25 protein-coding genes are annotated in these 25,748 nt (G+C 61.9%); 11 read left to right on the top strand and 14 right to left on the bottom strand.

Annotated elements, in window-relative coordinates; genetic code table 11:
- Positions 1-64: 64 nt before the first annotated feature.
- From KHO33_RS13895 to oxlT, 3 genes are read right to left on the bottom strand one after another with little or no spacing between them, the layout of a single operon-like run.
- Positions 65-1,516 (bottom strand): aldehyde dehydrogenase family protein, encoded by a 1,452-nt coding sequence (locus KHO33_RS13895; RefSeq protein ID WP_200564973.1) that lies wholly within the window; start codon positions 1,514-1,516, stop codon positions 65-67.
- Positions 1,506-2,486 carry a LysR family transcriptional regulator gene (locus KHO33_RS13900; RefSeq protein ID WP_200564774.1) on the bottom strand — a complete coding sequence of 327 codons (981 nt, stop codon included), beginning with the start codon at positions 2,484-2,486 and terminating at the stop codon, positions 1,506-1,508. The genes KHO33_RS13895 and KHO33_RS13900 overlap by 11 nt, the downstream gene beginning before the upstream one ends.
- 30 nt (positions 2,487-2,516) lie before the next feature.
- Positions 2,517-3,857, bottom strand: a complete 1,341-nt coding sequence (oxlT, locus tag KHO33_RS13905; RefSeq protein WP_093632995.1) for an oxalate/formate MFS antiporter — start codon at positions 3,855-3,857, stop codon at positions 2,517-2,519.
- A gap of 385 nt (positions 3,858-4,242) precedes the next feature.
- Here oxlT and KHO33_RS13910 point away from each other — a divergent pair, with 385 nt between their 5' ends.
- Together KHO33_RS13910 and KHO33_RS13915 are read left to right on the top strand one after the other, a co-directional pair.
- Positions 4,243-5,190 carry a LysR family transcriptional regulator gene (locus tag KHO33_RS13910; protein WP_093632996.1) on the top strand — a complete coding sequence of 316 codons (948 nt, stop codon included), beginning with the start codon at positions 4,243-4,245 and terminating at the stop codon, positions 5,188-5,190.
- Positions 5,191-5,286: 96 nt separating this feature from the next.
- Positions 5,287-5,592, top strand: a complete 306-nt coding sequence (locus KHO33_RS13915; RefSeq protein WP_054042619.1) for an HAD family hydrolase — start codon at positions 5,287-5,289, stop codon at positions 5,590-5,592.
- Positions 5,593-5,651: 59 nt separating this feature from the next.
- Here KHO33_RS13915 and KHO33_RS13920 read toward each other — a convergent pair whose 3' ends face one another.
- From KHO33_RS13920 to KHO33_RS13940, 5 genes are all read right to left on the bottom strand, one after another.
- The gene (locus KHO33_RS13920) at positions 5,652-6,299 is read right to left on the bottom strand and encodes an NAD(P)(+) transhydrogenase (Re/Si-specific) subunit beta (protein ID WP_054042617.1); all 648 of its coding nucleotides are present in this window, start codon (positions 6,297-6,299) and stop codon (positions 5,652-5,654) included.
- A complete protein-coding gene (locus tag KHO33_RS13925) occupies positions 6,296-7,081 on the bottom strand; it encodes a fumarylacetoacetate hydrolase family protein (RefSeq protein WP_054042616.1) in 786 nt (261 codons plus the stop codon). The genes KHO33_RS13920 and KHO33_RS13925 overlap by 4 nt, the downstream gene beginning before the upstream one ends.
- 18 nt (positions 7,082-7,099) lie before the next feature.
- A complete protein-coding gene (gene frc / locus KHO33_RS13930; RefSeq protein WP_200564775.1) occupies positions 7,100-8,347 on the bottom strand; it encodes a formyl-CoA transferase in 1,248 nt (415 codons plus the stop codon).
- 451 nt (positions 8,348-8,798) lie between these two features.
- Complete coding sequence (locus KHO33_RS13935; protein WP_154563562.1) at positions 8,799-9,518, bottom strand: GntR family transcriptional regulator; 720 nt, start codon at positions 9,516-9,518, stop codon at positions 8,799-8,801.
- Positions 9,496-9,732: a hypothetical protein gene (locus tag KHO33_RS13940; RefSeq protein ID WP_200564776.1), complete on the bottom strand. Its 237-nt coding sequence runs from the start codon at positions 9,730-9,732 to the stop codon at positions 9,496-9,498. Before KHO33_RS13940 ends, KHO33_RS13935 begins: the two co-directional genes overlap by 23 nt.
- A gap of 366 nt (positions 9,733-10,098) precedes the next feature.
- Here KHO33_RS13940 and shiA point away from each other — a divergent pair, with 366 nt between their 5' ends.
- The 3 genes from shiA (at position 10,099) to KHO33_RS13955 (ending at position 13,433) form a co-directional block, all read left to right on the top strand.
- Entirely contained in the window at positions 10,099-11,427 is a 1,329-nt protein-coding gene (shiA, locus tag KHO33_RS13945; RefSeq protein WP_200564777.1) for a shikimate transporter, read from the top strand.
- A 463-nt stretch (positions 11,428-11,890) separates the two neighbouring features.
- Entirely contained in the window at positions 11,891-13,294 is a 1,404-nt protein-coding gene (locus KHO33_RS13950; RefSeq protein WP_200564778.1) for an L-lactate MFS transporter, read from the top strand.
- A gap of 10 nt (positions 13,295-13,304) precedes the next feature.
- Entirely contained in the window at positions 13,305-13,433 is a 129-nt protein-coding gene (locus KHO33_RS13955) for an MFS transporter small subunit (RefSeq protein WP_054042608.1), read from the top strand.
- A gap of 133 nt (positions 13,434-13,566) precedes the next feature.
- Here KHO33_RS13955 and KHO33_RS13960 read toward each other — a convergent pair whose 3' ends face one another.
- Together KHO33_RS13960 and KHO33_RS13965 are read right to left on the bottom strand one after the other, a co-directional pair.
- Positions 13,567-13,992: a DUF3830 family protein gene (locus tag KHO33_RS13960; protein ID WP_054042606.1), complete on the bottom strand. Its 426-nt coding sequence runs from the start codon at positions 13,990-13,992 to the stop codon at positions 13,567-13,569.
- 660 nt (positions 13,993-14,652) lie between these two features.
- Positions 14,653-15,564, bottom strand: coding sequence for a helix-turn-helix domain-containing protein (locus tag KHO33_RS13965; protein WP_200564779.1), 912 nt, complete (start codon positions 15,562-15,564; stop codon positions 14,653-14,655).
- Positions 15,565-15,748: 184 nt separating this feature from the next.
- Here KHO33_RS13965 and KHO33_RS13970 point away from each other — a divergent pair, with 184 nt between their 5' ends.
- Positions 15,749-16,753, top strand: a complete 1,005-nt coding sequence (locus tag KHO33_RS13970; protein ID WP_200564780.1) for a helix-turn-helix transcriptional regulator — start codon at positions 15,749-15,751, stop codon at positions 16,751-16,753.
- A gap of 146 nt (positions 16,754-16,899) precedes the next feature.
- On the opposite strand, the gene KHO33_RS13975 is transcribed toward KHO33_RS13970, so the two are convergent.
- From KHO33_RS13975 to KHO33_RS13990, 4 genes are all read right to left on the bottom strand, one after another.
- Positions 16,900-17,421, bottom strand: a complete 522-nt coding sequence (locus tag KHO33_RS13975) for an LbetaH domain-containing protein (protein ID WP_200564781.1) — start codon at positions 17,419-17,421, stop codon at positions 16,900-16,902.
- Between the two features lie 17 nt (positions 17,422-17,438).
- The gene (locus KHO33_RS13980) at positions 17,439-17,831 is read right to left on the bottom strand and encodes a nuclear transport factor 2 family protein (protein ID WP_200564782.1); all 393 of its coding nucleotides are present in this window, start codon (positions 17,829-17,831) and stop codon (positions 17,439-17,441) included.
- Between the two features lie 8 nt (positions 17,832-17,839).
- Positions 17,840-18,625 carry an SDR family NAD(P)-dependent oxidoreductase gene (locus KHO33_RS13985; protein ID WP_093633009.1) on the bottom strand — a complete coding sequence of 262 codons (786 nt, stop codon included), beginning with the start codon at positions 18,623-18,625 and terminating at the stop codon, positions 17,840-17,842.
- 104 nt (positions 18,626-18,729) lie between these two features.
- On the bottom strand, positions 18,730-19,623 hold the full coding sequence (locus KHO33_RS13990; RefSeq protein ID WP_200564783.1) for an alpha/beta fold hydrolase: 894 nt from the start codon (positions 19,621-19,623) through the stop codon (positions 18,730-18,732).
- Positions 19,624-19,854: 231 nt separating this feature from the next.
- Between KHO33_RS13990 and KHO33_RS13995 the strand changes: the two genes are divergently transcribed.
- The 5 genes from KHO33_RS13995 to KHO33_RS14015 all read left to right on the top strand — a co-directional run bounded on the left by KHO33_RS13995 (position 19,855) and on the right by KHO33_RS14015 (position 25,738).
- A complete protein-coding gene (locus KHO33_RS13995; RefSeq protein ID WP_200564784.1) occupies positions 19,855-20,727 on the top strand; it encodes an SDR family oxidoreductase in 873 nt (290 codons plus the stop codon).
- A gap of 129 nt (positions 20,728-20,856) precedes the next feature.
- Positions 20,857-22,446: a DUF1302 domain-containing protein gene (locus KHO33_RS14000; RefSeq protein ID WP_200564785.1), complete on the top strand. Its 1,590-nt coding sequence runs from the start codon at positions 20,857-20,859 to the stop codon at positions 22,444-22,446.
- A gap of 100 nt (positions 22,447-22,546) precedes the next feature.
- Complete coding sequence (locus tag KHO33_RS14005) at positions 22,547-23,938, top strand: DUF1329 domain-containing protein (protein WP_200564786.1); 1,392 nt, start codon at positions 22,547-22,549, stop codon at positions 23,936-23,938.
- A gap of 84 nt (positions 23,939-24,022) precedes the next feature.
- Complete coding sequence (dmpE, locus tag KHO33_RS14010) at positions 24,023-24,805, top strand: 2-oxopent-4-enoate hydratase (RefSeq protein ID WP_093633014.1); 783 nt, start codon at positions 24,023-24,025, stop codon at positions 24,803-24,805.
- 33 nt (positions 24,806-24,838) lie between these two features.
- The gene (locus KHO33_RS14015; RefSeq protein WP_200564787.1) at positions 24,839-25,738 is read left to right on the top strand and encodes an acetaldehyde dehydrogenase (acetylating); all 900 of its coding nucleotides are present in this window, start codon (positions 24,839-24,841) and stop codon (positions 25,736-25,738) included.
- Positions 25,739-25,748: the final 10 nt, after the last annotated feature.

Raw genomic sequence — 25,748 nt, forward strand, 5'->3', positions numbered from 1 at the left:
CGACCCACGCCTCACAAGCCTCACAAAAGGATCGAACGCCACGCGTTCGATCCTTTTTACATCGCTATTGATCAATCGCCAGCCACACCGCCTTTGGCTCGGTGAAGTTTTCGATCGCCACGTCGCCGTGCTCGCGGCCAAAACCCGAATCGCCGGAACCACCCCAAGGCAAGCGCACATCGGTATAGCCGTAGGTATTGATCCACACAGTGCCCGCCTTCAGGTCACGCGCAACCCGATGCACGCGGCCGATATCCGCGCTCCATACACCGGCCGCAAGGCTATACAAGGTGCCGTTGGCGATACGGATCGCATCGGCTTCGTCGTTGAAACGAATCACGCTCGCCACTGGCCCGAAGATCTCCTCCTGCGAAATGCACATTTCATGCTCGACATTGGCGAACACTGTCGGCTCGACGAAGAAGCCGCGCTCGCCCACCCGCACGCCGCCGGTCACGAGCGACGCCCCTTCGGAGCGCCCTGTCTCGACATAGCCGAGTACGGTTTTCATCTGCGCCGCGGAAATAAGCGGGCCCATCGACGTTTCGCGCGCCGCCGGATCGCCGACCTTGATCGCCTTGGCACGCGCCGCGAGACGCTCGACCACTTCGTCGTAAACATCGCGGTGAGCCAGAATCCGCGAGCCTGCCGAACAGACCTGGCCCGTGTTGAAGAAAATCCCCGACGCCGCGGCTCGCACCGCGTTGTCGAGATTCGCATCGGGGAAGATCAGGTTCGCCGACTTGCCGCCGAGTTCGAGCGTGACGCGCTTGAAGTTGCCGGCCGCACCCTGCAGAATGCCGCGCCCCACGGAAGGCGAGCCGGTGAAGGTCACCTTGTCGATCCCGGGATGCGCCACCAGCGCATCGCCGACCACTCGCCCCTTGCCGGTGACGATGTTCAGTACTCCCGGCGGCACACCCGCCTCGAGCGCGAGTTCACCGAGGCGCAACGCGGTCAGCGGCGTAATCTCCGCGGGCTTGACGATCAGCGTGCAACCACATGCCAGCGCGGGCGCGATTTTCCACATGCCGATCATCAGCGGGAAATTCCACGGCACGATCGCGGCGACCACGCCGACCGGCTCGCGCAGCGTGTACGTCAAGGCATCGGGACGTACCGGCACCACCTGTCCATTGATCTTGTCGCACCAGCCTGCGTAGTATTCGAGCGTATCGATCGCCGCAGGAATATCCTGGCGCATTACCGCCGAGATGGGTTTGCCGGCATCGAGACTTTCGAGCGCCGCGAGTTCGTCCAGATTCGCACGCATCAGGCCGGCGAGCCGCATCAGTATGCGGCCCCGCTCGGCTGCCCGTATCGCGTTCCATACTTTCAACGCGGCGCGCGCGGCGTGCACCGCGGTATCGACATCGGCCGCGCTGCCTTGTGCAACCAGCGCAATCGGCTCTTCGGTCGCCGGGTTGATGTCGATGGAATATTCGCCGGTGCCGGGCGGCAAACGCTTGCCGTCGATCAGCAAATCATGGCGCCTGAGGTCGGTTTCAGTTTCCATCATGAAGCTCCTTGCTTGGGATGTTGCGTGGGCTGACCGGCAACGGATCGGCCGGCGCCGCGCCGGCGGCAGGCGAAGCCACATCGGCGAGCGCAGCAAACTGCGCCCAGGCCGCTGCGGCGTTGGGTCTGAGGGAGCGATTGCGGCGATGCACGAGCAGCGTCGTCAGATTTATCTCGGGCACGAGCGGCCGGCTTACCAGCGACGCGCCGGGCGCGGGCCAATGTGCATCGACGGGTAAAACGCCGACGCCAAGGCCCAATTCGACCATGCGCGATACTGCCGCAACATGGCCGAGTTCCTGCACGGGCCGTCGCTTCAGGCCGTGCGAATTGAAGGCAAGGTCGAGCGCGGCGCGCGCACCCGCGTCGGCATTCAACGTGACGAGCGCCCACTCGTGCAATGCATGCCATGCGACGCTGGCTTGCCGCGCCAGCGGATGCGCGGGCGGCATCACCGCATGCAGCGGCGTGGTGAACACCACTTGCGCGTGCAACTGATCGCTGGCCAGAGGCTCAGCCACGGAGACCACGCCGAAGTCCACTTCCCCCTGCTCGACGCTCGCGAGCACGCAGCTTTGCGAGTGATCCTTGACGGACACGATCAGCTCGGGAAACGCTGACGCGCAACGCGCCAGCCCCTGCGCCACCCAGCTCGACGACAACACGGGATTGCTCGCCAGCACGACCACGCCAGTGTGTCCGTCGTAAGCGGCGCGCTCCTCACGCAGCGTCAATTCGATTTCATCGAGCAGGCGGCCGATTCTGCGCTCCAGACTCGCGCCCGCATGAGTCAGTTCCACCTGCCGCGTGGTGCGGTCGAACAGCTTCAATTCAACGGCGTCTTCAAGTTCGCGCACGCAACGGCTCACCGCCGACTGCGTCAGATCGAACTCGCGCGCCGCGCGCGTAAAGCTCCGTTCACGCGCTACGGCGACAAACACCTTGAGTTGCTGCAGCGAAACATTCATAACGTTACTGCCGGGCGTGGATAGGTCACCCTATTCCCCTGACTGCTCAGGCCAATGGCTAAGCCGCGAGGCCTTGCTGCCGGCAACGGCCAGCACGCCCTGGGGTTCGTTGTGCGCTTCGATCCAGCGCGAACGCATTGGCGCAAGAATGAACTTCGCCGAGATGCCCGCGGCGATCGTGACGACGGCAGAAACGATAAAGACCAGACTCCAGCCGCCTGTGGCCGACAGTACCGAAGCAATCGGCACCAGCAGCGAGGCCGTGCCCTTCGCGGTGTACAGCGTGCCCGCATTGGCCGCCGCATATTTGCTGCCGAAGGTATCGGCGCAAATCGCCGGGAAGATCGAGAAAATTTCGCCCCAGAACAGGAAGATCAACGCGGCGAATGTCATGAACGCATACGGGTTGGTGCCGTACTGCATGAGGCCGAGCAAGGCGAGGCCTTCGCCGATGAAGATCACGAACATCGTGTTCTCACGGCCGAGTTTGTCGGAGATGAAGCCGCACAGCGGACGGGTGAAGCCGTTGCAGATATTGTCGATGGAAAGCGTGGCCGTGAGCAGCGGCAGGGTCATGCCGAAGATCGTCATCGGAATGCGTGCGAGCCCCCAGTCTTTGGCGATCGGACCGATTTGCGCGGTCGCCATCAGGCCGCCCGCCGCCACTGCGACAAACGACACGTAGATCACCCAGAACACCGGCGTCTTGATCATCTGGCCCGGCGTGTAATCGACCTTCGTGACCGCGAACTTCTTCTTCGGTGCAGCTTGCTGGCGCAAGTTTGGTTTCTTCAACAGCAGCGCAAGCAAAAGTATGCTGACGCCCTGCAGGATGCCGAAGAAAAAGAAGGTGTGCTCATAGCCCGAGCGCGTGATCATGTTGGCGATCGGAATGACCGTGACGGCCGCGCCCGCGCCAAAACCTGCAGCAGTCAAACCGGCGGCAAGCCCCCGGCGATCCGGAAACCACTTCAACGCGTTGCCGACACAGGTACCGTACACGCCGCCGGCACCGATCCCGGCAATGACCGCCGACACATACAGCATCGGCAAAGTCGTCGCATATGAATTCATCACCCACGCGATGCCGGCGCATACCGCGCCGCCGGCGACCACCGGGCGCGGTCCGAATTTGTCGACCAGCCAGCCCTCCACCGGCACGAGCCATGTTTCTGTGAGAATGAAAATAGCGAACGCGAGCTGAATGGATGCTTCACCCCAGTGATGCCGCGAATTCATCGGCGTGACAAACAACGTCCATGCGTATTGCAGATTGGCTACCAATGCCATGCACATCATGCCGATGACGAGCTGCCACCAGCGGTTCGCCCAGAATACGCGAGTCGTGGTCTGTCGAGTGATATCGTCCATGAACCTTGTCTCCGCTATTTATTGAGTGCGGCCGGCCGTCACGCCGCACTGTATGCGTCTCACCTTCTGCTTATGACCCGAACAGCCTTGCCATTCGGGAATATTTAATATTTGCGTCTTTAATTCGAATTCTTTAGGGCCTGTTCCTACCTGAATCATCGTTTTTCAGACGATTTCTTTATTCCGATCAATTAAGTATCGGCATTGCATCGGCGTTTCGCCGCTTCCCTTTCTACGCCTCAAATACAAGCGTTAACCCGAGTACTGCAACGAGCACAACACCGGCAATTCCGCTTCTTATACAGCCCCATGCTAGGGTCATTGCTGAATAACTAATAATTAAAGTTTGTTATTATGTCGATTCATATTTGCTTATACATCGGCCATGACGATGCGCAATGCCACTCTGCGGCAATTGAAGGTCTTTGAAACGGTAGCGCGCCACCTCAGCTTCTCGCGTGCCGCGGAAGAATTGCATCTGACGCAACCCGCCGTCTCCACCCAGGTGCGGCAACTCGAGGAACACGCAGGGCTGCCGCTGTTCGAGCAGCTCGGCAAAAAAATCTATCTGACGCCGGCCGGCACCGAGATGCTTCACTACAGCCGCGCGATCATTCAGCAGTTCCACGAAGTCGACGAGGCGATGAGTCAGCTCAAGGGCGTCTCCGGCGGCAAGCTGAACGTCGCGGTGATCAGTGCAGGCGACTACTTTTTCCCGCGCCTGCTCGCTGAATTCACGCGGCGTTACGCGGGCGTCGTGCTCAATCTCGCCGTACACAATCGCGCAGAACTGTTGCATCAACTCGCGACCAACCAGACCGATCTCGCCGTGATGGTGCGGCCGCCGCACGAAACCGACGCGACCAACGAACCGTTCGCGCCGCACCCTTATGTGATCGTGGCGGCGCCCACGCATCCGCTCGCGCACAAACGCAACATCAAGATGAGCCAGTTGGCGAGCGAGGCCTTCATCGTGCGCGAACGCGGCTCGGACACCTGGAATTCGATGGAAGAAGGCTTCGCCGGCCGTCTCGCCAATCTGAAGATCGCGATGGAGATCAAGAGCACCGAGACGATCAAGCAGGCGGTGATCGCCGGCATGGGCATCGCGTTCCTGTCCGCGCATACGATCAGTCTCGAGTTGCAGCTCGGCCATCTGGTCGTGCTCGATGTGGAAAGCTTTCCCGTCATGCTCAACTGGTACGTCGTGCATCGGAAGAACAAGCGCCTGCCGCCGGTTGCAGTCGCCTTCAAACGCTTCCTGATGGAGGAAGGCGCGGGTCTCATCGAGAAGATCACGCGCGTGAAGGAATTGAGCGTCTATAAGCAGTAGGCTATGGAAAGCCAATGAAACTTTAACTATTGCGGATTGATCAGTATCCCTATGCTGCAAGTGAGTTCCCTTACTTGTCAGCCCAGGAGGCCGATCATGAACCACGCTGCGGTTGAGTCTCACGCCAGCACACGTACTGCACGCGCCACCGCGAACAATCCGGACGACGCCCATCTGAGCGCGTTCAACGCGGCCTTCAGCGACCTTGGCCTGCGGTTCCGCTGGGACCAGGCCACACTCGATGTGTTGAAGGAATTCAACAGCGAAGCGGCGCGCATCACCGCCTACATCGAGCGGTTTCACGCGCATCTTCACAGCGCGTACGATGCTGAGTTTCTTGCCCAGATGATCCTGAGCAAGAAGGCCAAGTACTACAGCGAATTCGCGGCGGCCGGCGAATAAGGGCTTCGGCGGGACGATTCCGCCGCTCGCTCTGCCCGCCGTCCGGCGCATCGGTGTATTCATCTTTGACGGCACGTTGAGCGATGGGTGGCGCGTTGGCGGACAAACCCACGCTTTTGTACGCCCACCGTCCCAGTGTTATGCCGGCCGTGCCGGTGCCGGTATGCTGCTGCGCGCACCATGCCGGGTGTTATCTCGCGCAGCGCCCACGCCTGCTCTTCGCCGCCATGCCATTCGATGCGCGCCAACAACCCGCGCCGCTCAGGTGCAAATCCATCGCAACGTCCGGCCAACGCATGGCAGTGTGAATCGCGCTCGTTCGTCGAGTACTCGCGGCTTGTCATCAGATGCGTGCCTAGCGAAACGGCCAGCACGCTCATCGCAAGCAGCGCGGCGAGTCCGAACGGCTGCGCCTGTTCCGTGACGAAGCCGTAGCCGAGCCAGCCACACAGTAAAAGCGCCGAGACGTTGACAATGCCATGCCCCGGACGCGCGACTGTACTCAGGTCCAGCACGCCACGCAGTTTGCAGAATGCGATTGCAGAAGTGGCGAAGACCAGCGCACCAATGAAGACCGCGGCATAGAGCTCGATACGCTCGACATTCGCCTGCGCCGCCGCCGACAGGTAGCACGCAAACCCGCCCACCATGACGGCGAACCCCGTGCCACTGCCGAGCAACGCAACGAGCCGCGGCCGTCGCGTCATAGCGCTATCTCGCACACAGCGCTCAAGGTGTTACTCAATGTGCCGATCCCTTCGATAGAGATCGTGACGGTGGCGCCGTCCTTGATCGAACCGACGCCGACCGACGTGCCGCACGCGATCACATCACCCGGTTCGAGCGTCAGGTCCTGTGAGATCAGGCTCACCTGCTCGGCAGGCGAAAACACCATATCGGCAAGCGGATAATTCTGCCGCTCCACCCCGTCGAGCATCGTCACGAGACGTGCGGCGTGCCAGTCGAAACCGGAGACGATCGAGGGTCCTATACAGCAGAACGTATCGAAGCCCTTCGCGCGGCACCATTGCGGGAAGTGCGGGTTCTCGTTCAGCAGATCGGCGGCGGTGACATCGTTGACCAGCGTGTAGCCGAAGATCGATTCCGCAGCCTCTTCAATACTCGCGTCGCGGCAGCGCCGCCCGATCACGATACCGAGTTCGCCTTCGTAGACGATCTTGCCCGCGTAACTAAGCGGCCGACGGATCGGTTCACCCGAACCGATCACCGACCCCGCCGGCTTCAACAGAAATAGCGGATGCGCCGGCACAGGCTTGTCGAGCTTCGCCGCCAGCGCGTGAAAGTTATTCCACAACGCGACGATCTTGCCGGGCGCACAAGGCGCGAGCGGCGTGAGCGCACGTGTCGACAACACCGCACCGGTCGGCACCGGTTGATCGAGACTTTCGTACTCGTGCAGATAACCGCCTTCCACCCGGCCGAACACGACACCACCGTCGCTCGACATGAAACGCATCCACGTATCCATACATCGCTCCTTGAGCTATCAGATCGCGCCGGCGGTCCGCAATGCGCTGATCTGCTCGGGCGAGTAGCCGAGTTCAGTCATCACCTCTTCGGTATGCTCGCCCAGCAGCGGCGAGCGCGTAACTTCGGTCGGACTGTCCGACAGTTTGATAGGATTACCAACCGTCAGATACTTGCCGCGGGTCGGATGATCCACTTCGACAATCGTGCCGGTCTTGCGCAGCGACGGCTCTTCGGCGATTTCCTTCATCGAGAGAATCGGCCCGCAAGGAATGTCGTATTTGTTGAGGATCTGCATGGCCTCGAACTTGGTCTTGGTCATGGTCCAGCGCTCGATCTCGGCAAAGATATCCTTCAGATGCGGCAAGCGCGCGGCAGGCGTCGCGTAGTTCGGATCGGTGGCCCACTCTTCCTTGCCGATCACATTGCAGATCTTCGCCCATACCGGCGCCTGCGTGATGAAGTAGATATACGCGTTCGGATCCGTCTCCCAGCCCTTGCACTTCAGAATCCAGCCCGGCTGGCCACCGCCCGAAGCATTCCCCGCGCGCGGCACCGCTTCACCGAACGTTCCGTTCGGATATTGCGGATACTCTTTCATCGTGCCGGTGCGTTCGAGCCGCTGCTGGTCGCGCAGCTTCACGCGGCACAGGTTGAGCACGCCGTCCTGCATCGCGGCGAGCACCTTCTGACCGCGCCCGGTTAGCGTGCGCTGATACAGCGCCGTGACAATGCCGAGCGCCAGATGCAAACCGGTGCCGCTGTCGCCGATCTGCGCGCCGCTCACCACCGGCGGGCCATCGTCGAAACCGGTGGTCGAGGCCGCGCCGCCCGCGCATTGCGCGACGTTCTCGTAGACTTTGCAGTCCTCGTAAGGGCCCGGGCCAAAGCCCTTCACGGAGGCCACGATCATGCGCGGGTTCAACTCCTGAATCCGCTCCCACGTGAAGCCCATCCGGTCCAGCGCGCCCGGGGCGAAATTCTCCACCAGCACGTCGCACTTCTGGATCAGCGCCTCGAGCACCAGCTTGCCTTCCGGGTTCTTGGTATCGATCGTGACCGAGCGCTTGTTGTGATTGAGCATCGTGAAGTACAAGCTGTCCACGTCGGGAATGTCCCGTAGTTGCTCGCGCGTGATGTCGCCGGCGCCGGCCCGCTCCACCTTGATCACGTCCGCGCCGAACCACGCGAGCAACTGCGTGCAAGTCGGACCCGATTGCACATGCGTGAAATCGAGAATGCGCACGCCGTCGAGTGCTTTGCTCATGTCAAGTCTCCTGTCCTGATCAGTCTCAGTTGTGTGCAACGGTTATCGACCGACGCGCCTGCTTCGATAACGTCCGCTCCAGCGGATGTCCGGTTAGCCCCGGTACATACGGTATGTGATATATCACATTCAATCAAGCGCGATCTCAAAATGCGGCTGTTTCGGGATTTCTGCTCTGAATGCTTATCAGGCCTACGTTTCAACGAGATGAAGCCGTGCCGGTCTGCTCGATTCGAGGGAAAACACCGAGATGTCGCTTGTCTCGATCACATTTGATATATCACATACTACATTTCAGTCACCGTCAAGCCGGGCTTAACCCCACCCACTGCGAGGCGACGACTAGAGAGGAAAGAAATGGATCGAAAACGCAAAAAAGGCCCGCGGTGACGTCATCACCGCGGGCCTTTCTTTTGCCATTCGTTGCGCCAATCAGGCGCTTAAGCCACCATTAATCCAGAAAATCACAATTCGCTTCGACGAACGTCGCCAGATCGAGCGAATGCTGGCGGGTAAGACGCTCAGCCAGTTCGGTATCGCGCTGCTCCAGCGCCTCGATAATGCGCAGGTGGTCGACGATCGAACGCGACGCGCGGTCGCTTTGCGAAATGGTCATGCGGCGAATCGCCCGCACGTGGATGAAGATGTTCTTGATCGTGTCGAGAATGATCTGCGACTTCGACAGCTCGACGATCGCCTGATGAAACGCGATGTTGGCGTCGGAATACTCGGCAATGTGCTCGGCCGGCGTGGCGTCGCGGAAATTGTCGAACATGTGGCGCAGGCGGGCGATTTCCTCGTCCGTGGCGTGCAGCGTGGCAAGACGCGCCGCCATGCTTTCGAGCGCAGCCCACATCTGGATCATTTCGACGATTTCACGCTTGCTCTTGCGCACGATATAGATGCCGCGCCGCGGCACCATGCGCAGAAAACCTTCCTGTTCGAGCAGCGTCATCGCCTCGCGCACCGGCGTGCGGCTCACGCCCAGCGATTCGCTCAGCACGCGCTCGTCGAGGCGGATTTCTTCGTGAGTCCGGTAGATATCTGCGTCGGCAATGGCCTGGCGGAGCATGGCATACGCCTGATCGCGCAAGCTCACGCTCGCGCCGATCGGCTGCAACGACAACGTCAGGGGTGGGGCCACTGCTTCAGTTTGAAGTTCTGACGACATTCATCGCCTCTTGTTGAACATGCGCACGATAGGGCACCACTGCGGGCGCCACTGCGGCCATTCTGCCATCCTGCTCGCCCAGGCCGACGAACCGGCCATGTTGCGCTGCAAGTTGCGCGACCGGCTGCGGGATCCAGCAGGTCAGCAGAACGGTGGCGGCAGAGCCCAAACCTACAAAACCAACGGCGAGCAGCGCGAGAGGAACAAATTCCATTTGTAACTCCGAATGATTGAGCGAAAAGATGACTCAATCATATGCTGCAACGCCGCAAAAATCAATATTCCGTATGTAGTATATCAGTGACTGTTGTTTTTAGGATTGCATGCTCAAGGTAGCACGGGCAACCCGCGGGCGGTTCCTCTGCATGTCCCAACACACAACGCTCGGTGTAAACGCGCAAAACGCGCGCTATGCGCGCAGTCGCGTTCGATGATCGCGCAATTTCACCTGAATGCGGATTGTGGGAACCGCTGCGCATCATTAACCTTCGGGGAATCCTGTGATGGGCCGCAGCGTCCCCTGCCCTGCATCTGCCGCGCGCTTCCAGACAGCACCCGAGAATTCGAAGGAGACACCGTCATGAGTACCACTATCCCGAGAGCGCCGAAAACGGCCATCACCGACAACCGCGCGGCGCGCAGCCAGGCACGCAAAGCGGCGCTCGGCAGCTTTGTCGGCGCCGTAGTCGACTGGTACGACTTTCTGCTGTACGGCATCGTCGCCGCGCTCGTCTTCAACGCCGAGTTCTTCCCGAAGGTCAGCCCGGCGATGGGCACACTCGCCGCATTCGCGACCTTCGGCGTCGGCTTTCTGTTCCGCCCGCTCGGCGGCTTCGTATTCGGCCACTACGGCGACCGGCTCGGACGCAAGCGCATGCTGGTCCTCACGGTGATGATGATGGGCCTCTCCACCGCGGCAATCGGTCTGCTGCCGGCTTTCTCCACCATCGGCTGGTGGGCGCCGGTGCTGCTCGTCACGCTGCGCGCGATCCAGGGCTTCGCTGTTGGCGGCGAATGGGGCGGCGCGGCGTTGATGGCAGTCGAAAGCGCGCCGGAGAAAAAGAAGGCGTTCTACAGCAGCGGCGTGCAGGTCGGCTATGGCGTGGGTCTGGTGCTCGCGACCGGATTGGTCGCGATCATCAGCCGCTCGATGGACAACGCGTCGTTCCTGAGCTGGGGCTGGCGCCTGCCCTTCCTGTTCAGTGTGTTGCTGGTGCTGATCGCGCTGTGGATCCGCTCGAGCATGGAAGAATCGAAGGAGTTCGTCGAGAAGGTCGGCGAGCGGGGCGAACGCAGCGTGCGGCTGCCGATCGTCGAAGCCTTGCTGAAGCACCCCAAGGCTTTCCTGCTGATCATCGCGCTGCGCCTTGCGGAGTTGTTCACGATGTATATCGTGACCGCCTTCGCACTGAACTACTCGACGGCGAATCTGCACATGCCGCGTGAGTTCTTCCTCTCGATCGGTCTGCTGGTCGGCGCGGTGAGCTGCGTGACGATTCCGTGCTTCGCGTGGCTTGCGGACCGTTTCGGCCGCCGGCGTGTGTATATCATCGGCGCGCTGGTCGGCATGTTCAGCGCGGTGCCGTTCTTCCTCGCGCTCGAAGCCCGCTCGACGGTGTGGATCGTGATCTTCGCGGTCATGCTCGCCAACGTCGCCCACGACATGGTCGTGAGCGTGCAGCAGCCGATGTTCACCGAACTGTTCGGCACCGAGTACCGCTATAGCGGCGCGGGCGTCGGTTATCAGGTGGCGAGCGTGGTCGGCGGCGGCTTCACGCCGTTTATCGCGGTGGCGCTGGTCAGCTTTGCCGGCGGCTCCTGGCATCCGGTGGCGGCGTATCTGGCGATCGGCTGTCTGATCTCGGTACTGGTGGCGGCGAAGATGAAGACGGGGCGCACGGTCGCCTGATTCCCCCCGGCGAAGATTGCGACGGGCCGGCGTGGCTAAGGTGCCACGACCGGCCCGTTGCTTTTGAATGAATGCTGGATTTCTCGCGGATGAGCGGTACTTCACCCGCTTCATGCCCCCTCGCTTACCTCCCCCCCAACACTCCGCTTTTTGCCGATTCCGAACGCTGATTGCCCCGCATTCAGTAGTTCGTTCATGGCGTTCGTGCCGCATCGCCGCATTTCAATACATTACGGCCGCATTTCACCAGGCTAATGCCTTATGCATTTACATCTCATATTGCAAACGCCAGATTCGCGCCCTATCGTTCGACGAAACGAGTTTTGTCTGAATTTGACGATCGTCATATGAAATAAGAATACATATATCTAGGCCACATGAATCTGCAATTTTTACGCCGCGACCCTAAAGCATTCTGTAAGAAGAGCCGATAACAAAGCATTCGTCACACCGGAGACCGACCATGAGCAGTATCACTGAGCCGAGCGGGAATTCAGGCTCTGCCCCATTCTTTTCCAAACAGGCCACCATTGCGAAACCGGGGTTTTCGCGCTGGATGGTTCCGCCCGCAGCGCTCGCCGTTCACCTTTGTATCGGTCAGGCGTACGCCTTCTCCGTGTTCAATGGACCGCTCACGAAAGTCATCGGCATTACGCAATCCGCCGCTGACGACTGGTCGCTGACCTCGCTCGGCTGGATCTTTTCGCTGGCGATCGTGTTCCTGGGTTTGTCGGCGGCGTTTGCCGGCAAGTGGCTCGAACATGTCGGCCCGCGCCGCACGATGTTTACCGCCGCGTGCTGCTTCGGCGGCGGCTTCCTCGTCTCCGCGCTCGGCGTGCATCTGCACCAGATCGCGCTGCTCTATCTCGGCTACGGCGTGATCGGCGGGATCGGACTCGGTCTTGGTTACGTCTCGCCGGTGTCGACCTTGATCCGCTGGTTCCCGGACCGTCGCGGCATGGCGACCGGCATGGCGATCATGGGCTTCGGCGGCGGCGCGATGATTGCCGCGCCGTTGTCGGTGGCGTTGATGAACCACTTCCGCAGCGCGACCAGCATCGGCGTGGCCGAGACCTTCGTCGTGCTCGGCATTGCGTACTTCATCTCGATGTCGATCGGCGCACTCGCGATTCGCGTGCCGCCGGCGGACTGGAAACCGGCCGGCTGGACGCCGCCCGAGACCACCCAGAAGAAGATGATTTCGCGCAACCACGTGCACATCGATCAGGCGTTGAAGACACCGCAGTTCTACCTGATCTGGCTGGTGCTGTTCCTGAACGTGACGGCCGGCATCGGCATTCTCGGCCAGGCGTCGGTGATGATTCAGGAGAGCTTCAAGGACACCGTGACGGCTGCCGCGGCGGCTGGTTTCGTCGGCCTGCTCTCGCTGTTCAACATGGGCGGCCGTTTCGTGTGGGCCTCGGCTTCGGACTGGATCGGCCGCAAGAACACTTACTTCATCTTCTTCGCGCTCGGCGCCGTGCTGTACTACCTCGTGCCCGGCTTCGCGGCTTCCGGCCAGATCGCTCTGTTCGTGCTCGCCTACTGCGTGATTCTGTCGATGTACGGCGGCGGCTTCGCCACGGTGCCCGCGTATCTCGCGGACATGTTCGGCACGGCGTTCGTCGGCGGCATTCACGGCCGTCTGCTGACGGCCTGGGCCGCGGCGGGTGTCGCCGGTCCGGTGCTGGTGAATTACATCCGTGCCTATCAGGTGGCGCACGGCGTGGCCAAGGCGGACGCCTACACGATGACGATCCACATCATGGTGGTGCTGCTGGTGATCGGTTTCGTCTGCAACCTGCTGGTCAAGCGCGTGGACGACAAGCACCACATGACCGACGCACAACTCGCCAAAGGCGCCTAAGGAGACTCGCATGTCGACCGTTCAAGCCGCTCATCCGACCAACAAGTTCAAGCTCGCCGTCTTCTGGCTATATGTGACGCTGCCGCTCGCATGGGGCGTGTTCAATACGCTCTCGCAAGCGATGAAGCTGTTCAAGTAAGTTAAGTGCTGCACCGCGCCCCGCACGATCGAACGTGCGGGGTGCCAGTAAAGCTTTGCAACGCGCGCGCAGGTTGCGCGCGCTCTCCTACCCTCCGCCTCCGGCTACTGTGGTGCATCGCACCGCCGCTGCTTCAGATCTTCTCGAACAGCACTTCTTGCGCGCCTTCCCACAGCACCTTGGTGCCGAGTTCGCGCAGCTTTTCCTTGCCTTCGACGATGGTCAGGAAGTGATTGCCCGCGAGCTGGCCGAGCTTGCTTGCGAAGCAGCACGAGCCGTACGCAAGAATGATCTCCGTTTCGCTGTAACCGCCCGGATAGAACAGGATGTCGCCCACCGACGGATGGCTCGTGTGATTTTCGAAGCCGACCGCGACCCCGTCGTTTTCAAGTTTGAAGTCGCCAAGCGGAACCCAGCAGCCCTCGCCGCTCCAACGCACGTGAATGATCTTCTGACGGTACGGCAGAAGCTTCAGAAAGGCGGCCACCGTTTGCGGCGCGTCGGGATGCGTTTCGGCGGTAAAGACGTGGCCGCAGGAGGTGATTCGGAGTCGGGTCATCGCTAGATATCCGGTGTGAAGGGTTGAGTGGAAGGGTCGGTCAGACGTCGGCTGGAGCCATGCCGACGGCATAACATTCTGTCGGCCGGTGCAAGGCTTCGACAGGTACAGTTGCCGCGCAACTGGTCAGGCCAGTTAGTCCAACGGGCACGACGTCCGCGCATCACACAGGCCGCGACGCGCTCATTGCGCCCCCACCGTGTGATATCGCAACCTAGCAAGCGCAATGGTTATAGGCGGTTCTATCGTTCACCGCGCATGGAACCCGAAGGCTTCAAAATGGTTATAGGCGGTTCTATCGTTCACCGCGCATGGAACCCGAAGGCTTCAAAATTGGCCGGAACAGCACCGAGGGGCATCCATGCCAGGTTCATCCTCAATCGCGCCACGAAACTTCGTAGTTTGCAAGCCGCGCAATGCGCAGCAAACTGCGAAAAGTGCGTGATTGCCGTTTTCGGCGCTTCATCAAACCTTGCCCTCGACAACCCACCGCGACCGGCCTCGATACACGGTGCCACGCGGCGATCAGGCGTTCCCGCTCTGCCCAGCAGCATAGCGTGTGGCGACCGACGAAGCCCGCGTGCCGTCAACCGTCGGCATGCCGCTCGGGCATCGCATATTGGCGAGCCGCCCGCACGATCCAGCCGCGCAACCTGACGCTCAGCCGCGCAGCCGGTAGGCAAGCGGCGTTACGCCGTAGCCACGCTTGAACTGCACGGAGAAATGACTGGCATTCTCGAAACCAACCGCAAGCGCGATCTGCAACACCGGCTGATCGGTGGCGCGCAGCAGCCTCGCGGCTTCTTCGAGACGCAAGCGCGTGACGAACTGATGGGGCGTTTCGCCGGTTTCGCGGCGGAACACACGCGCAAAGTGAAAGCTGCTTAAGCCGGCCTGCGCGGCCAGTTCGCTGATGGCCAGATCGGCGGCAAGATTGGCGCGAATGTAATCGGTTACACGGCGGATGCGGCGTGGCACCAGGCGCTCGGGATGCGGCGGCAGGCCGGCCTCGGCGTGACGGCCACGCGAATAATGTTGCAACAGATGAGCGGCGAGCGCGTGGGTCAGCGCGTCGACATACAGCCGCGAGTCGGCGGGATCTGCCGCGGCGCGGTGCAATGCGCCAAGCATCTCGGCGATCAGTGGATCGTGAAACTGCATGGCGTCGCCCAGCGACAGCTCGCGTGAACCGTCCAGCTCCATCTGGTCGGCGACGCTGTCGATCAGGCTGCGCTCCAGGTGCAAATGAACGGTCGACAGCGGCTCATCGCTGATCGAACGCCAGCGCCACGAGATCGGCACGGGCGGCACGAACCAGACGGCGCCCACACGCAGGTCGGCGCTCTCCCAACGTCCGTCGAGGTTGCGCTCGAGGTGTTCGGCGCCGCTGCCGAGCGTCATCAGCGTGACGTCCTGCAGACCCGGCGCCTCCAGCAGTTCCTGCTCGTCAGGTTCGAGATACGAGCGCAGCACCAGGTGCCGCCACGGGCGATTCACGCTCGACACCAGTTTCTGGCCCGCCATATAACGATCGTAGGCAAGCGTCGTTGTCAGCTTTGGAATTTTTGCCATCACGTCTCTTTCAGGGAGGTCCTATATGCACATGAGCAAACCCTGCCGCACCCGCGTCGCCGGTTAGAGGTCAGCGCAAGATCTCAAAAATGATAGCAAGGAACCGGCTACCGTAATATTTGGAAATAGTTAATCATCCAGGTTGTCGTCTTTCACGCGTTTCGAACGCCGGAGCTACCGTTTCATGGAACACGAATGCGATACGTTGCCGCATTGGCTGACGGGCTCGCCGCAAGGTGAAGCCAGCCACCACGTGTCGGCGGCATACAACTCAGCGGTTACCGCACAACCGGCTTACCCGGCCGGCACGCGGCAACTCGAGAAAACAGCCCACGCGGCTGAAGCATCCAGGACATCAACCCGCATGGCGTCAGGCATCTCGCCCACCGGCTTCCTGACTCTTTTCACCGAAGAGGAGATCGGCACACCCTCGCCCGCCGCACGGCGTGCAGCGCCAGTCATCAGTCCGCTGGTGCGCTTTGGCAGTGCGCAGGACCGCATCGAATTCGTGCGGCGGCGCATCAAACAGCTCGGCTTCGACTCGTTCAGCTATTCGGCCACGCGCACCACCGCGCATCACAAGTCGATGTTCGTGCTGACCAGCTACGAGTCGCAGACATGGCTCACGCGCTATTTCCGCGAGCGTTATTTCGAGCTCGATCCGCGCGTCGCGCTGGCGTCGCCGACCGGCATGCCGTTCCTCTGGAACATCGCCGACATGCGCGCCGACCTGCCGCGCGCGCAGATGCGCAGCGAGCGGCTCGGCGGGCTGATCGACATGCTGGAAGCCACCGGCCGCAAAAGCGGGATTCTCACGCAGATGCCGCTGCCCGAGCCGGAGCTGAGCGCGAGCCTGTGCTTCAACTCGGAGATCGGCAACCCGCGCTGGATGACGGAATCGATCGTGGCCGAAACGCTGATGTTCGCGCACACGATCCATGAATTCATCTGGACGCACGCGAAAAGCGTGATCGGGATCGCACCCGAGCAGCAGCAGCGGGTCGCGTTGAGCGAATTGCAGCATGCCGTGCTGAAGGCGGTTGTGCAGGGGCAGCGCGACAAGGAAATCGCCTACTTCCTCGGGCTGTCGCCGCACAACGTCGACTACCACTTGCGGCGCTTGCGGCAGTTGTTCAACGTGCGCAATCGCGTGCAGCTGATTAACGTGGCACAGGGGTATGTGACGTAGTAGATGGATGAAAGCGAGCCGCGGCCGGCGCATCTGCTGGTTGGCCGCGGCAGCTCGCTTGTTAAAGCCGGCCGGATCGGTACGCCTATCGGTGAGCGTGTTACGCGCCGGCCTCAGCGACATCGCGCGAGGCGCGGCGTCTAACCTCACACGCTGCGCATGGTGCGCAGGCAATCCGCCGCGAGTTGCTGGTAAAGCCGGGTTCCGGACGATTTCGCCACGATCTCATCCTCGCTCAAGCTGCGCACCACCCGCCCCGGCACGCCGGCCACCAGCACGCCCGCCGGCACCCGCCAGTCCTTCTTGACGAACGCGCAAGCGGCCACGATGCTCGCCGCGCCGAGCACCACACCGTCCATGACAACGGCATGCATGCCGACCATCGTGTTCGGTTCCAGGGTTGCGCCGTGAATGATCGCGCTGTGCCCGACATGGCTGTCGACACCAAGCCGGCAAGCATTCGCCACCCCGGTGTGCAGCACACAACTATCCTGCACGTTGCTGCCACGCTCCACCACCACCGCGCCGAAATCCCCGCGCAGGCTCGCATGCGGCCCGATGTAGCAGCAGGCGGCCACCATCACGTCGCCGATCAGCACGGCGCTCGGATGAACATAGGCTGACGGATCGACGCGCGGCCGCTTACCGTTGAACTCGTAGAGCGCCATCGCGCCGCCGTCCCGGTTCAGCTCGCGTTCGCGAGCACGTGATAATCGTCGGCGCCCCAGTACGCGCGCATGCGCAGAATCTTGCCGGCGGCGTCGAAGTCCATCACGTCGGTCACGTCGATATGCGCGGGCCGGCCGTCCTGCCCCGTGATATGCACACGAAAGCTGATCGACGCGCTATTGCCGTGCGAGCCGCGCGGCGGTGCCATCAGTTCGAGCCGCGCGCCCACTGAGGTCGCGTACGTATAGAACGTCTCGATCTCGCTCCTGCCCTCTTTCAAAGGCGTGCCGACCGGGTCTTCAACGCTCGCGTTATCGGCGAACAGCGCGACGACCCGTGCAGCGTCGGCCGCATTGAATGCCTCGATATAGTCGACGAGACGGGCTTTCATGTTTTCACTGGTGTTCATCCGTCCTCCTAGCGCGCGGTGTAGCCGCCATCGATCACCAACTCCGTGCCGGTCACGTAGCGGCCAGCCGGCGACACCAGATACAGAATGCCCGCCGCGATATCCTGCGGATCGCCGATCTTCGCAAGCGGCACCAGCGTTTTCATATGCTCGAAAATCTGCTCCGGGTCGCCGAGTTTTTCAAACGCCTCTTCCAGCAGCGGCGTGCGGATAAAGCCAGGATGCACGGAATTCGCGCGGATATTCTGCGTGGCGTACAGCATGGCTTCGGTCTTTGCCATCAGCCGCACTGCGCCCTTCGATGCGTGATATGCCGGCACGTCCGGTCCGCCGACCAGCCCATACATCGACGACAGATTCACGATCGAGCCGCCGCCCGCCGTCAGCATGTGCGGAATCGCGTACTTGGTGCAGAGGAACACGCCCGTCACGTTGACGTCGATGACTTTCTGCCATTGCTGCAGCGTCATTTCGTGCGTGGGCAGATTCGCGCCTTCGATGCCGGCGTTGTTCACCAGCGCGTCGAGCCGTCCAAAGCGCGTGGCGATTTCGCCGAACACGCGTTGCACGTTGTCTTCCTGCGTGACGTCCATCTTCCAGAACGCCGCCTTGCCGCCCGCCTCGTTGATTTCGGCGACCAGTTGTTCACCCGGTTCCGTCAGCACGTCGAGCACCGCGATCGCCGAGCCGGCTGCCGCCAGCGTGCGTGCTGTCTGCGCACCGATGCCGCGCGCACCGCCGGTGATGGCGGTCACTTTGCCGCTCATATCGAACAGTTGATGGGGAAATGTCATACCGTCTCCGTCATGTTGTAGTTGGGGTTTCTGTGGTGCTTCGCGTTGGGGCCTGCACATTGGCCGCGTCAATCGGGCCCGTCACGCCGCATCCGAAGCATGCCTCAAGCGGCACGCCGTTCCGCGAGAAATTCCAGACATTCGCGATTGAAATACCGTCGATGCTCGACCATCACCCAGTGCCCGCAGCGATTCATCAGGACAAAGCGCGCATCGGCGCAGTGCTCGAGAAAACGCATCGCGCCGCTGGCCGGATTGAAGCGATCATCGGTTCCCCAAAAACCCAGCACCGGGCATTTGAGTTCGCCCAGGCGCTCCGTCAGGTTGGGCACGCGCATCGTCGACAGTACTTCCGGCGGCTGCTGTTCACACACGGCGAGACGTTCTTCGACCAGTGCATCGGTGACGAGGCTGCGATCGAACACCAGCAGTTCGAGCAATTGCCGCATCGTCAGTCGATTCATCTGGCGGTTCGTGAAGAGCGACACCATCTTCTGGATGCCCTCCATTCTGAAGTAGGTCTCGCGCTCCTCGACGCCGCCCGGCGCCATCATGATCAGGCTGTCGACGTCGTCGGGATAGTCGAGCGCGTATTGCAACGCGATCGCGCCGCCGAGCGAATTACCGAGCAAGGTGGCCCGGCCGATGCCGTTCGCCGTGAGCTGCGCGCGCAATGCGTTGACGAAGAAATCGAGCGTGTAGTTCACGTCCGCGGGTTTCGACGACGCGCCATAGCCCGGCAGATCGACCACGATCGCGCGATGACCGGCTGCCGCGAACTGCGGGTAGTTGTGTTTGAAGTTGCTGAAGCCGCTGGCGCCTGGACCGCTGCCGTGGATGAACACCACGGGCGCGCCGCTGCCGGCTTCGAAGTGATGCAGTGTCAGGCCGCCGGGGACCTCCGTGAAAATCCCCTTGGGCGCCTGCGGGGTTGACGGTGCGCTACGTGACTTAGCTTGCGCGTCGGCGTGTTGGGACTCGGTGGGCGTTGCATTCATGCGCGCTTGTCTCCTATGTCGGCCGGAGTTAGCGCTTTAGCGCTTACTCCGGCCCCATGCAAGTTGGTTGCTGCCTTGCGCCACGCTCGTCGGCGCGGCAGATTGTATGAGGGTCGCCAGCGAAAGCATCATCCCGTCGAATCCGCAGCCAGGCATCGTCTTTTCAGACTACCAGGCGGCGCCGCATTTCTCCTACCATCGGCCCCACATGAACAACGGGAGACAGCGGCAATGAAGGGGTTCGATTTCAGCGGCAAGGTGGTGCTGGTGACGGGCGGCACCAAAGGGATCGGCGCAGCCATCGCACAGGCATTCAACGATGCGGGCGCTACGGTGTACGTGTGCGGACGCACGCCGCCTGCAAGCGCGGCCGAGAGTTCACAGACGGCTTCGCAGCCACATTTGCAAACGGGCCCTCACGAAGACCCGCATGCGGATTTCCCAGAGAACACCCCGCGCTTCATCGCCGCGGACGTGCGCGACATCGACACAATCGACGCGCTGCTCGCGCAGATCGAACGCGAAGCCGGCCGGCTCGACGTGCTCGTCAGCAACGCGGGCGGTGCGCCGTTCGCGCTCGCCGCGCAGGCCTCACCGCGCTTCACCGAAGCGGTCATCCGCCTGAACCTGGTGGCGCCGCTCCAGATCGCGCAACGTGCGAATGCACTCATGCAACAGCAAGCGGAAGGCGGGGTCCTGCTCTTCATCGGCAGCGTGAGCGGTTTGCGGGCGTCGCCGGGAACAGCGGCCTATGGCGCGGCGAAAGCCGGCCTGCTGAATGCGGTGCGCTCGCTCGCAGTGGAATGGGCCCCCAAGGTTCGCGTGTGCGCGGTAAGCCCGAGTCTCGTCGAAACCGAAGCCGCCACCAGTGGTCACACCGGATCGTCTCCGGCAGACAGCGCAGCCGTGCTCGACAACATCACCGCGACGATTCCCGCAGGCCGGCTCGCCAAACCCGGCGATATTGCGTCCGCGTGCCTGTTCCTCGCGTCACCGCACGCCGCCTATGCATCCGGCAGCAACCTGATTCTCGAAGGCGGTGGCGAAGTGCCCGCCTTTCTCGCCGCCACCGATCTGCACAACGCATTCGCTACGAAGCCCTGAACGCATTCACACGCGCAATGCTCGCATCCCTGGGGCAAGCGACTAGTCCGTTTTGACGATTCTCGCGCCGCACGTGCCCCCTAACCTCTGATCACAACAAATTTCAGATGTGACCACAGAGGAGACAGGATGCAGATCAACGGAACACAAGAGCGCGCACCGGCGATGCGCGCGGTGTGCGCGGCATGCAGACTCGCCGTGCTGGCAGCGGCGTCGGCAGCGACGCTGACGACGTTCGCCACCCCGGCTTATGCGGGCGACACCATCAATCTCGGCGCGGACACCACGCTCGACTACACCTTCACGCTCGGCTACGGCCTGGGCATGCGCACGCGCGCGCCGAGTGGCAATCTGCTGACGCCCGAGAACATCAACGGCGACGACGGCGACCGCAACTTCGCGAAGAACAAGCTGATCGAGAATCAGGTGAGCCTGCTCGGCGAAGTGAACCTCAAGCACGACGACTGGGGTCTCTTCGTGCGCGCCGACACGTTCTACGATCAGGCGTACCAGCATTCGAACTACAACGACGCACCCTTCACCGTGAATCACGGCGGCACCTACAACAACTTCACCGAACAGGCGAATTATTGGGCCGGCGGGCGCACCCAGTTGCTCGCGGCTTACGTCTACAACACGTTCAAGCTCGGTGGAACAAGCCTGAACGTGAAGGTCGGCGATCAGGTGGTGGCCTGGGGCGAGAGCGTGTTCTTCCCGAACATCGCCGGCGCGCAAGGCCCCGCAGACGCCACCAAATCGTTCGTCGCGGGCGCTGAAGTAAAAGACATCCTGTTGCCGGTACCGCAGATTTCGACGCAGTGGCAGATCGCGCCGAACTTCAGCCTGCTCGGCTACTACCAGTTTTCCTTCCAGCCGAATCAACTGAGCGCGCCGGGCAGCTATATGAGCTATTCGGACGTGGTCGGCCCCGGCGCCGAATACATCATCGGACCGGGCGGCATTCACATTCCGCGCGGCAACGACATTCGTCCTGGCAACAGCGGGCAATGGGGTCTCGGCGCACGTTGGCGCGTGTTCGGCGACACCGAAATCGGCGCGTACTACCTGCACTACAACGACATGAATCCGAGTGTCGTCACCACCTACTTCCCGACGTTGCAGTACCAGCAGAAGTACTTCGACAACATCAAACTCACCGGCCTGAGTTTCTCCACCGACCTGAACGGCGTGAACGTAGCCGGCGAAACGTCGTATCGCCAGGGCGCCGCCGTGCTCGTGAACACGCCTGCCGGTGCGCAGTCGACACGTGGCGACGTGTGGCAGTCGAATCTGTCCGCGATCTATTCGATCGGGCCGACGTTCCTCGCCGCGTCGCAAACCCTGGTTGGCGAAGTCTCGTATGTCCATGCCGGCAACATCACACCGCTGCTCGGTTCATCGACGCTCGCCAACACGCGTAACTCTGCCGCCTTCGAAGTGGCGTGGACGCTCAGCTACAAGAACGTCTTCAACGGTTGGGACGTCGACGTGCCGCTCACCTATGCCGACGATTTCACTGGCAAGTCAGCGCTTGCCGGCGCGCTCGGTTCGATGACCGGCGTAGGCGACCACCGCGTGACGGTCGGCGTGAACTTCACGCGCCTGAGCAATCTGAAACTCGGGCTGGTCTACGCGAAATTCCTCGGCCGGCCGGACCCGACCAATCGTCCGCTCGCCGATCGCGACTACGTGCTCGCCACGGCGACTTACTCGTTCTGATATTGCGTTCCCTGCTGACTGAGCGTCTTGTGCTTCGGGCGCATCACAGCATGCATCACCCTTTGAATCAGCCGTCTTTTTACTGCAAGAGGATTTGGTCATGAGTCGAATTTTCAATCCCGCATTGCGAGTCTGCGTGTTCGCGGCAGCCGCCGTGCTCGCCGCCGCACCCGGCGTCCCATCGTTTGCCAAAACCAGCCCGGAAGATCTCGCCAAGCTCGAAGGCCCGCTCACGCCGATGGGTGCCGAGCGCGCGGGCAATGCCGACGGCACGATCCCCGCGTGGAGCGGCAAATGGTTCGGCACGCCGCCGGGCGTCGACTACAAGCCGGGCCAGCGCTTCCCCGATCCGTATGCGAGCGAGAAGCCGCTCTTCGTGATTACCGCGCAAAACATGCAGCAATACGAAGCGCGCCTCACTGACGGAGAGAAAGCGCTGCTCAAGAAGTATCCGGATACCTTCAAGATCCCGGTCTATCCGAGCCACCGCGATTTCAGCTATGGCGACGCCGTGTACAAGGACATCCGTCTGTACTCGCCCACCACCACGATGACGAAAGACCAGAACGGGCTGAAGGATTTCCCGCCGGTCACGCCATTCCCGGTGCCTAAGAACGGTGTCGAGGCAATGTGGAATCTGCGCTTCGCATCCGCGGTCGAAGGCGAAACCGCGACCTACGATCAGGCCGTGGTCTACCCCGACGGCAATATCGCGTGGGGCAAGGTGCAGTACGCGATCTACGGCCCGCGCAGCGCAGACCATTTCGAACCGAAGAACGCACTGAACGCGAAGAGCTTCTTCCGCCAGACCACCATGCTGCCGCTATCCGATCGCGGCACGATCATCACTGGCTACGAAATGTGGGACCAGGAAGGCTCCGACACCCGCCGCACGTGGTCATATAACCCGGGCACGCGACGCGTGCGCCAGGCGCCGGAGTTCGGCTTCGACCAGCCCGAAGGGCCAGGCGGTTTTCGCACCGTCGACGACGACCGCCTCTTTAACGGCTCCGGCGAGCGTTACGACTGGAAGATCGTCGGCAAGCGCGAAGTGTATGTGCCGTACGACAACTACAAGCTGATGGATCCGTCGATCAAATACACCGATCTGCTGACCAAGGGCCATGAGAACACGCAGTACATGCGCTTCGAACTGCATCGCGTGTGGGTGTTGCAAGCCACGCTCAAGTCCGGCTATCGCCATCAATACGCGAAACGGGTGCTCTATCTCGACGAGGACACCTGGAACGCAGTCGCCGCGGACAACTACGACGCTCGCGGCACCTTGTGGCGCACCAACCTCGCCCCGACGCTCTACGCATTCGACGCCAAAGCGTTCTACTCGACCGCCGTGTTCTATCACGACCTGATCTCCGGCGCCTATTACGCGGACCGTCTCGCGAATCAGGAACCGATGCCGGTGCTCACGCGCGGCTCGCAACTGACCGAAGCGTACTTCTCGCCTGATGCGATTCGCGGCGCGGGCAATTGATTTCGTAGCGCCTCCACTGAAGCCACAACCGGGGACGGGTTCAGATTCCGCCCCGGCGCTTTTCCCTTTCTTATTGCGGTCGCCATGACTTCGACACTTCACGCCACACTCGGCGACGAGCTTTACCACGCATGGCGCGAACGCACGCCGATTGCGCCATTCTCGGCGCGCGCCGGCGGTTTGTCGCTCGCCGATGCCTACCGCGTGCAGCAGCACTTCGTCGCACGCCGCATCGAAGCGGGTGAAACCGTTGTCGGCAAGAAGATCGGTGTGACGAGCCAGGCCGTGCAGGACATGCTCGACGTGCGCCAGCCGGATTTCGGCGTGCTGCTTTCCGGCATGCATTACGTGGCCGGCGAGGACATCCCGATCGCCAAACTGATCGCACCGCGCGCCGAAGGCGAAATTGCGTTCTATCTGAAGGACGATTTGCGCGGCCCAGGCATCACGCGAGATGCGGTGCTTGCCGCCACCGAAGCGGTCGGCGCGTGCTTCGAGATCGTCGATTCGCGCATCCGCGATTGGGCGATCCGCATTGGCGACACAGTGGCCGACAACGCGTCATGCGGTGTCTACGTGCTAGGCGATGAACGCGTCGCGCCTCACTCGCTCGATCTTGCCGCGTGCCGCATGACGCTCGACAAGAACGGTACGCGTGCCGCCGAAGGAATCGGCGCGGCTGCGCTGGGTCATCCCGCCGATGCGGTCGCATGGCTCGCGAACACGCTGGGCGAACTCGGCGTGCCGCTGCTCGCCGGCGAAGTCGTGCTGTCCGGTTCGCTCGCGGCCTTGATTCCCGTCGCTTGCGGTGATCAGTTGCACATGCAGATTGAAGGCATCGGCAGTTGTTCCGTGCGCTTCATCTGATCGTTTGACCGTCTTTTCCTTGAGGAAGCACTAATGAGCAAGATCAAATGCGCGTTGATCGGGCCCGGCAATATCGGCACCGATCTGCTGTACAAACTGCGCCGCAGCGCGGTGCTCGAACCCGTTTGGATGGTCGGCGTCGACCCGGACTCGGACGGCCTCGCGCGCGCCCGCGAGATGGGACTGAAGACGACCGCCGACGGCATTGACGGCCTGCTGCCCCATCTGGCCGCCGACGATATCCGCATCGCCTTCGACGCCACTTCCGCGTACGTGCACCGCGAGCATTCCGACAAGCTGACCGCGCGTGGTGTGCGCGTGATCGACCTGACGCCCGCGGCGATCGGTCCGTTCTGCGTGCCACCCGTCAACCTCGCCGCGCAGATCGACCAGCAGGCGATGAACGTCAACATGGTCACGTGCGGCGGCCAGGCCACCATTCCGATGGTGTATGCGGTGTCGCGCGTGCAACACGTGGTGTATGGCGAGATCGTCGCGACCGTGTCGTCGCGCTCCGTCGGCCCCGGCACACGCAAGAACATCGACGAGTTCACCCGCACCACGGCGCAGGCGATCGAAAAGGTCGGCGGCGCGGCGGCGGGCAAGGCGATCATCGTGATCAATCCGGCCGAGCCGCCGCTGATCATGCGCGACACGATCCATTGCCTGACCGAAACCGATCCGGACGTCGAAGCGATTACGGCTTCCGTGCACGCGATGATCGACGAAGTACGTCAATACGTGCCCGGCTATACGTTAAAAAACGGCCCGGTGTTCGATGGCCGCCGCGTGTCCGTGTTCATGGAAGTCGAAGGTCTCGGTGACTATTTGCCGAAGTACGCCGGCAACCTCGACATCATGACCGCGGCTGCCGCGCGCACCGCCGAACTGTTTGCCCAACAGATGCTTGCCGCATCGCCTGCCACCGCGTGAGGAGCCGACT

It is taken from the genome of Paraburkholderia nemoris (assembly GCF_905221015.1).
Taxonomy (GTDB): domain Bacteria; phylum Pseudomonadota; class Gammaproteobacteria; order Burkholderiales; family Burkholderiaceae; genus Paraburkholderia; species Paraburkholderia nemoris.

Bases quoted from the DNA above. Each gene is read 5' to 3' on its own strand.
- KHO33_RS13960 (WP_054042606.1), bottom strand. From the start codon at position 13,992: ATGACCCGACTCCGAATCACCTCCTGCGGCCACGTCTTTACCGCCGAA.
- KHO33_RS13995 (WP_200564784.1), top strand. From the start codon at position 19,855: ATGAAGGGGTTCGATTTCAGCGGCAAGGTGGTGCTGGTGACGGGCGGC.
- KHO33_RS13950 (WP_200564778.1), top strand. From the start codon at position 11,891: ATGAGCAGTATCACTGAGCCGAGCGGGAATTCAGGCTCTGCCCCATTC.
- KHO33_RS14005 (WP_200564786.1), top strand. From the start codon at position 22,547: ATGAGTCGAATTTTCAATCCCGCATTGCGAGTCTGCGTGTTCGCGGCA.
- dmpE (WP_093633014.1), top strand. From the start codon at position 24,023: ATGACTTCGACACTTCACGCCACACTCGGCGACGAGCTTTACCACGCA.
- KHO33_RS13980 (WP_200564782.1), bottom strand. From the start codon at position 17,831: ATGAACACCAGTGAAAACATGAAAGCCCGTCTCGTCGACTATATCGAG.
- KHO33_RS13965 (WP_200564779.1), bottom strand. From the start codon at position 15,564: ATGGCAAAAATTCCAAAGCTGACAACGACGCTTGCCTACGATCGTTAT.
- KHO33_RS13940 (WP_200564776.1), bottom strand. From the start codon at position 9,732: ATGGAATTTGTTCCTCTCGCGCTGCTCGCCGTTGGTTTTGTAGGTTTG.
- shiA (WP_200564777.1), top strand. From the start codon at position 10,099: ATGAGTACCACTATCCCGAGAGCGCCGAAAACGGCCATCACCGACAAC.
- frc (WP_200564775.1), bottom strand. From the start codon at position 8,347: ATGAGCAAAGCACTCGACGGCGTGCGCATTCTCGATTTCACGCATGTG.
- KHO33_RS13970 (WP_200564780.1), top strand. From the start codon at position 15,749: ATGGAACACGAATGCGATACGTTGCCGCATTGGCTGACGGGCTCGCCG.
- KHO33_RS13920 (WP_054042617.1), bottom strand. From the start codon at position 6,299: ATGACGCGACGGCCGCGGCTCGTTGCGTTGCTCGGCAGTGGCACGGGG.
- KHO33_RS13900 (WP_200564774.1), bottom strand. From the start codon at position 2,486: ATGAATGTTTCGCTGCAGCAACTCAAGGTGTTTGTCGCCGTAGCGCGT.
- KHO33_RS13915 (WP_054042619.1), top strand. From the start codon at position 5,287: ATGAACCACGCTGCGGTTGAGTCTCACGCCAGCACACGTACTGCACGC.
- KHO33_RS13925 (WP_054042616.1), bottom strand. From the start codon at position 7,081: ATGGATACGTGGATGCGTTTCATGTCGAGCGACGGTGGTGTCGTGTTC.
- KHO33_RS13895 (WP_200564973.1), bottom strand. From the start codon at position 1,516: ATGGAAACTGAAACCGACCTCAGGCGCCATGATTTGCTGATCGACGGC.
- KHO33_RS13975 (WP_200564781.1), bottom strand. From the start codon at position 17,421: ATGGCGCTCTACGAGTTCAACGGTAAGCGGCCGCGCGTCGATCCGTCA.
- KHO33_RS13910 (WP_093632996.1), top strand. From the start codon at position 4,243: ATGACGATGCGCAATGCCACTCTGCGGCAATTGAAGGTCTTTGAAACG.
- KHO33_RS13935 (WP_154563562.1), bottom strand. From the start codon at position 9,518: ATGTCGTCAGAACTTCAAACTGAAGCAGTGGCCCCACCCCTGACGTTG.
- oxlT (WP_093632995.1), bottom strand. From the start codon at position 3,857: ATGGACGATATCACTCGACAGACCACGACTCGCGTATTCTGGGCGAAC.
- KHO33_RS13990 (WP_200564783.1), bottom strand. From the start codon at position 19,623: ATGAATGCAACGCCCACCGAGTCCCAACACGCCGACGCGCAAGCTAAG.
- KHO33_RS13955 (WP_054042608.1), top strand. From the start codon at position 13,305: ATGTCGACCGTTCAAGCCGCTCATCCGACCAACAAGTTCAAGCTCGCC.
- KHO33_RS13985 (WP_093633009.1), bottom strand. From the start codon at position 18,625: ATGACATTTCCCCATCAACTGTTCGATATGAGCGGCAAAGTGACCGCC.
- KHO33_RS14000 (WP_200564785.1), top strand. From the start codon at position 20,857: ATGCAGATCAACGGAACACAAGAGCGCGCACCGGCGATGCGCGCGGTG.
- KHO33_RS14015 (WP_200564787.1), top strand. From the start codon at position 24,839: ATGAGCAAGATCAAATGCGCGTTGATCGGGCCCGGCAATATCGGCACC.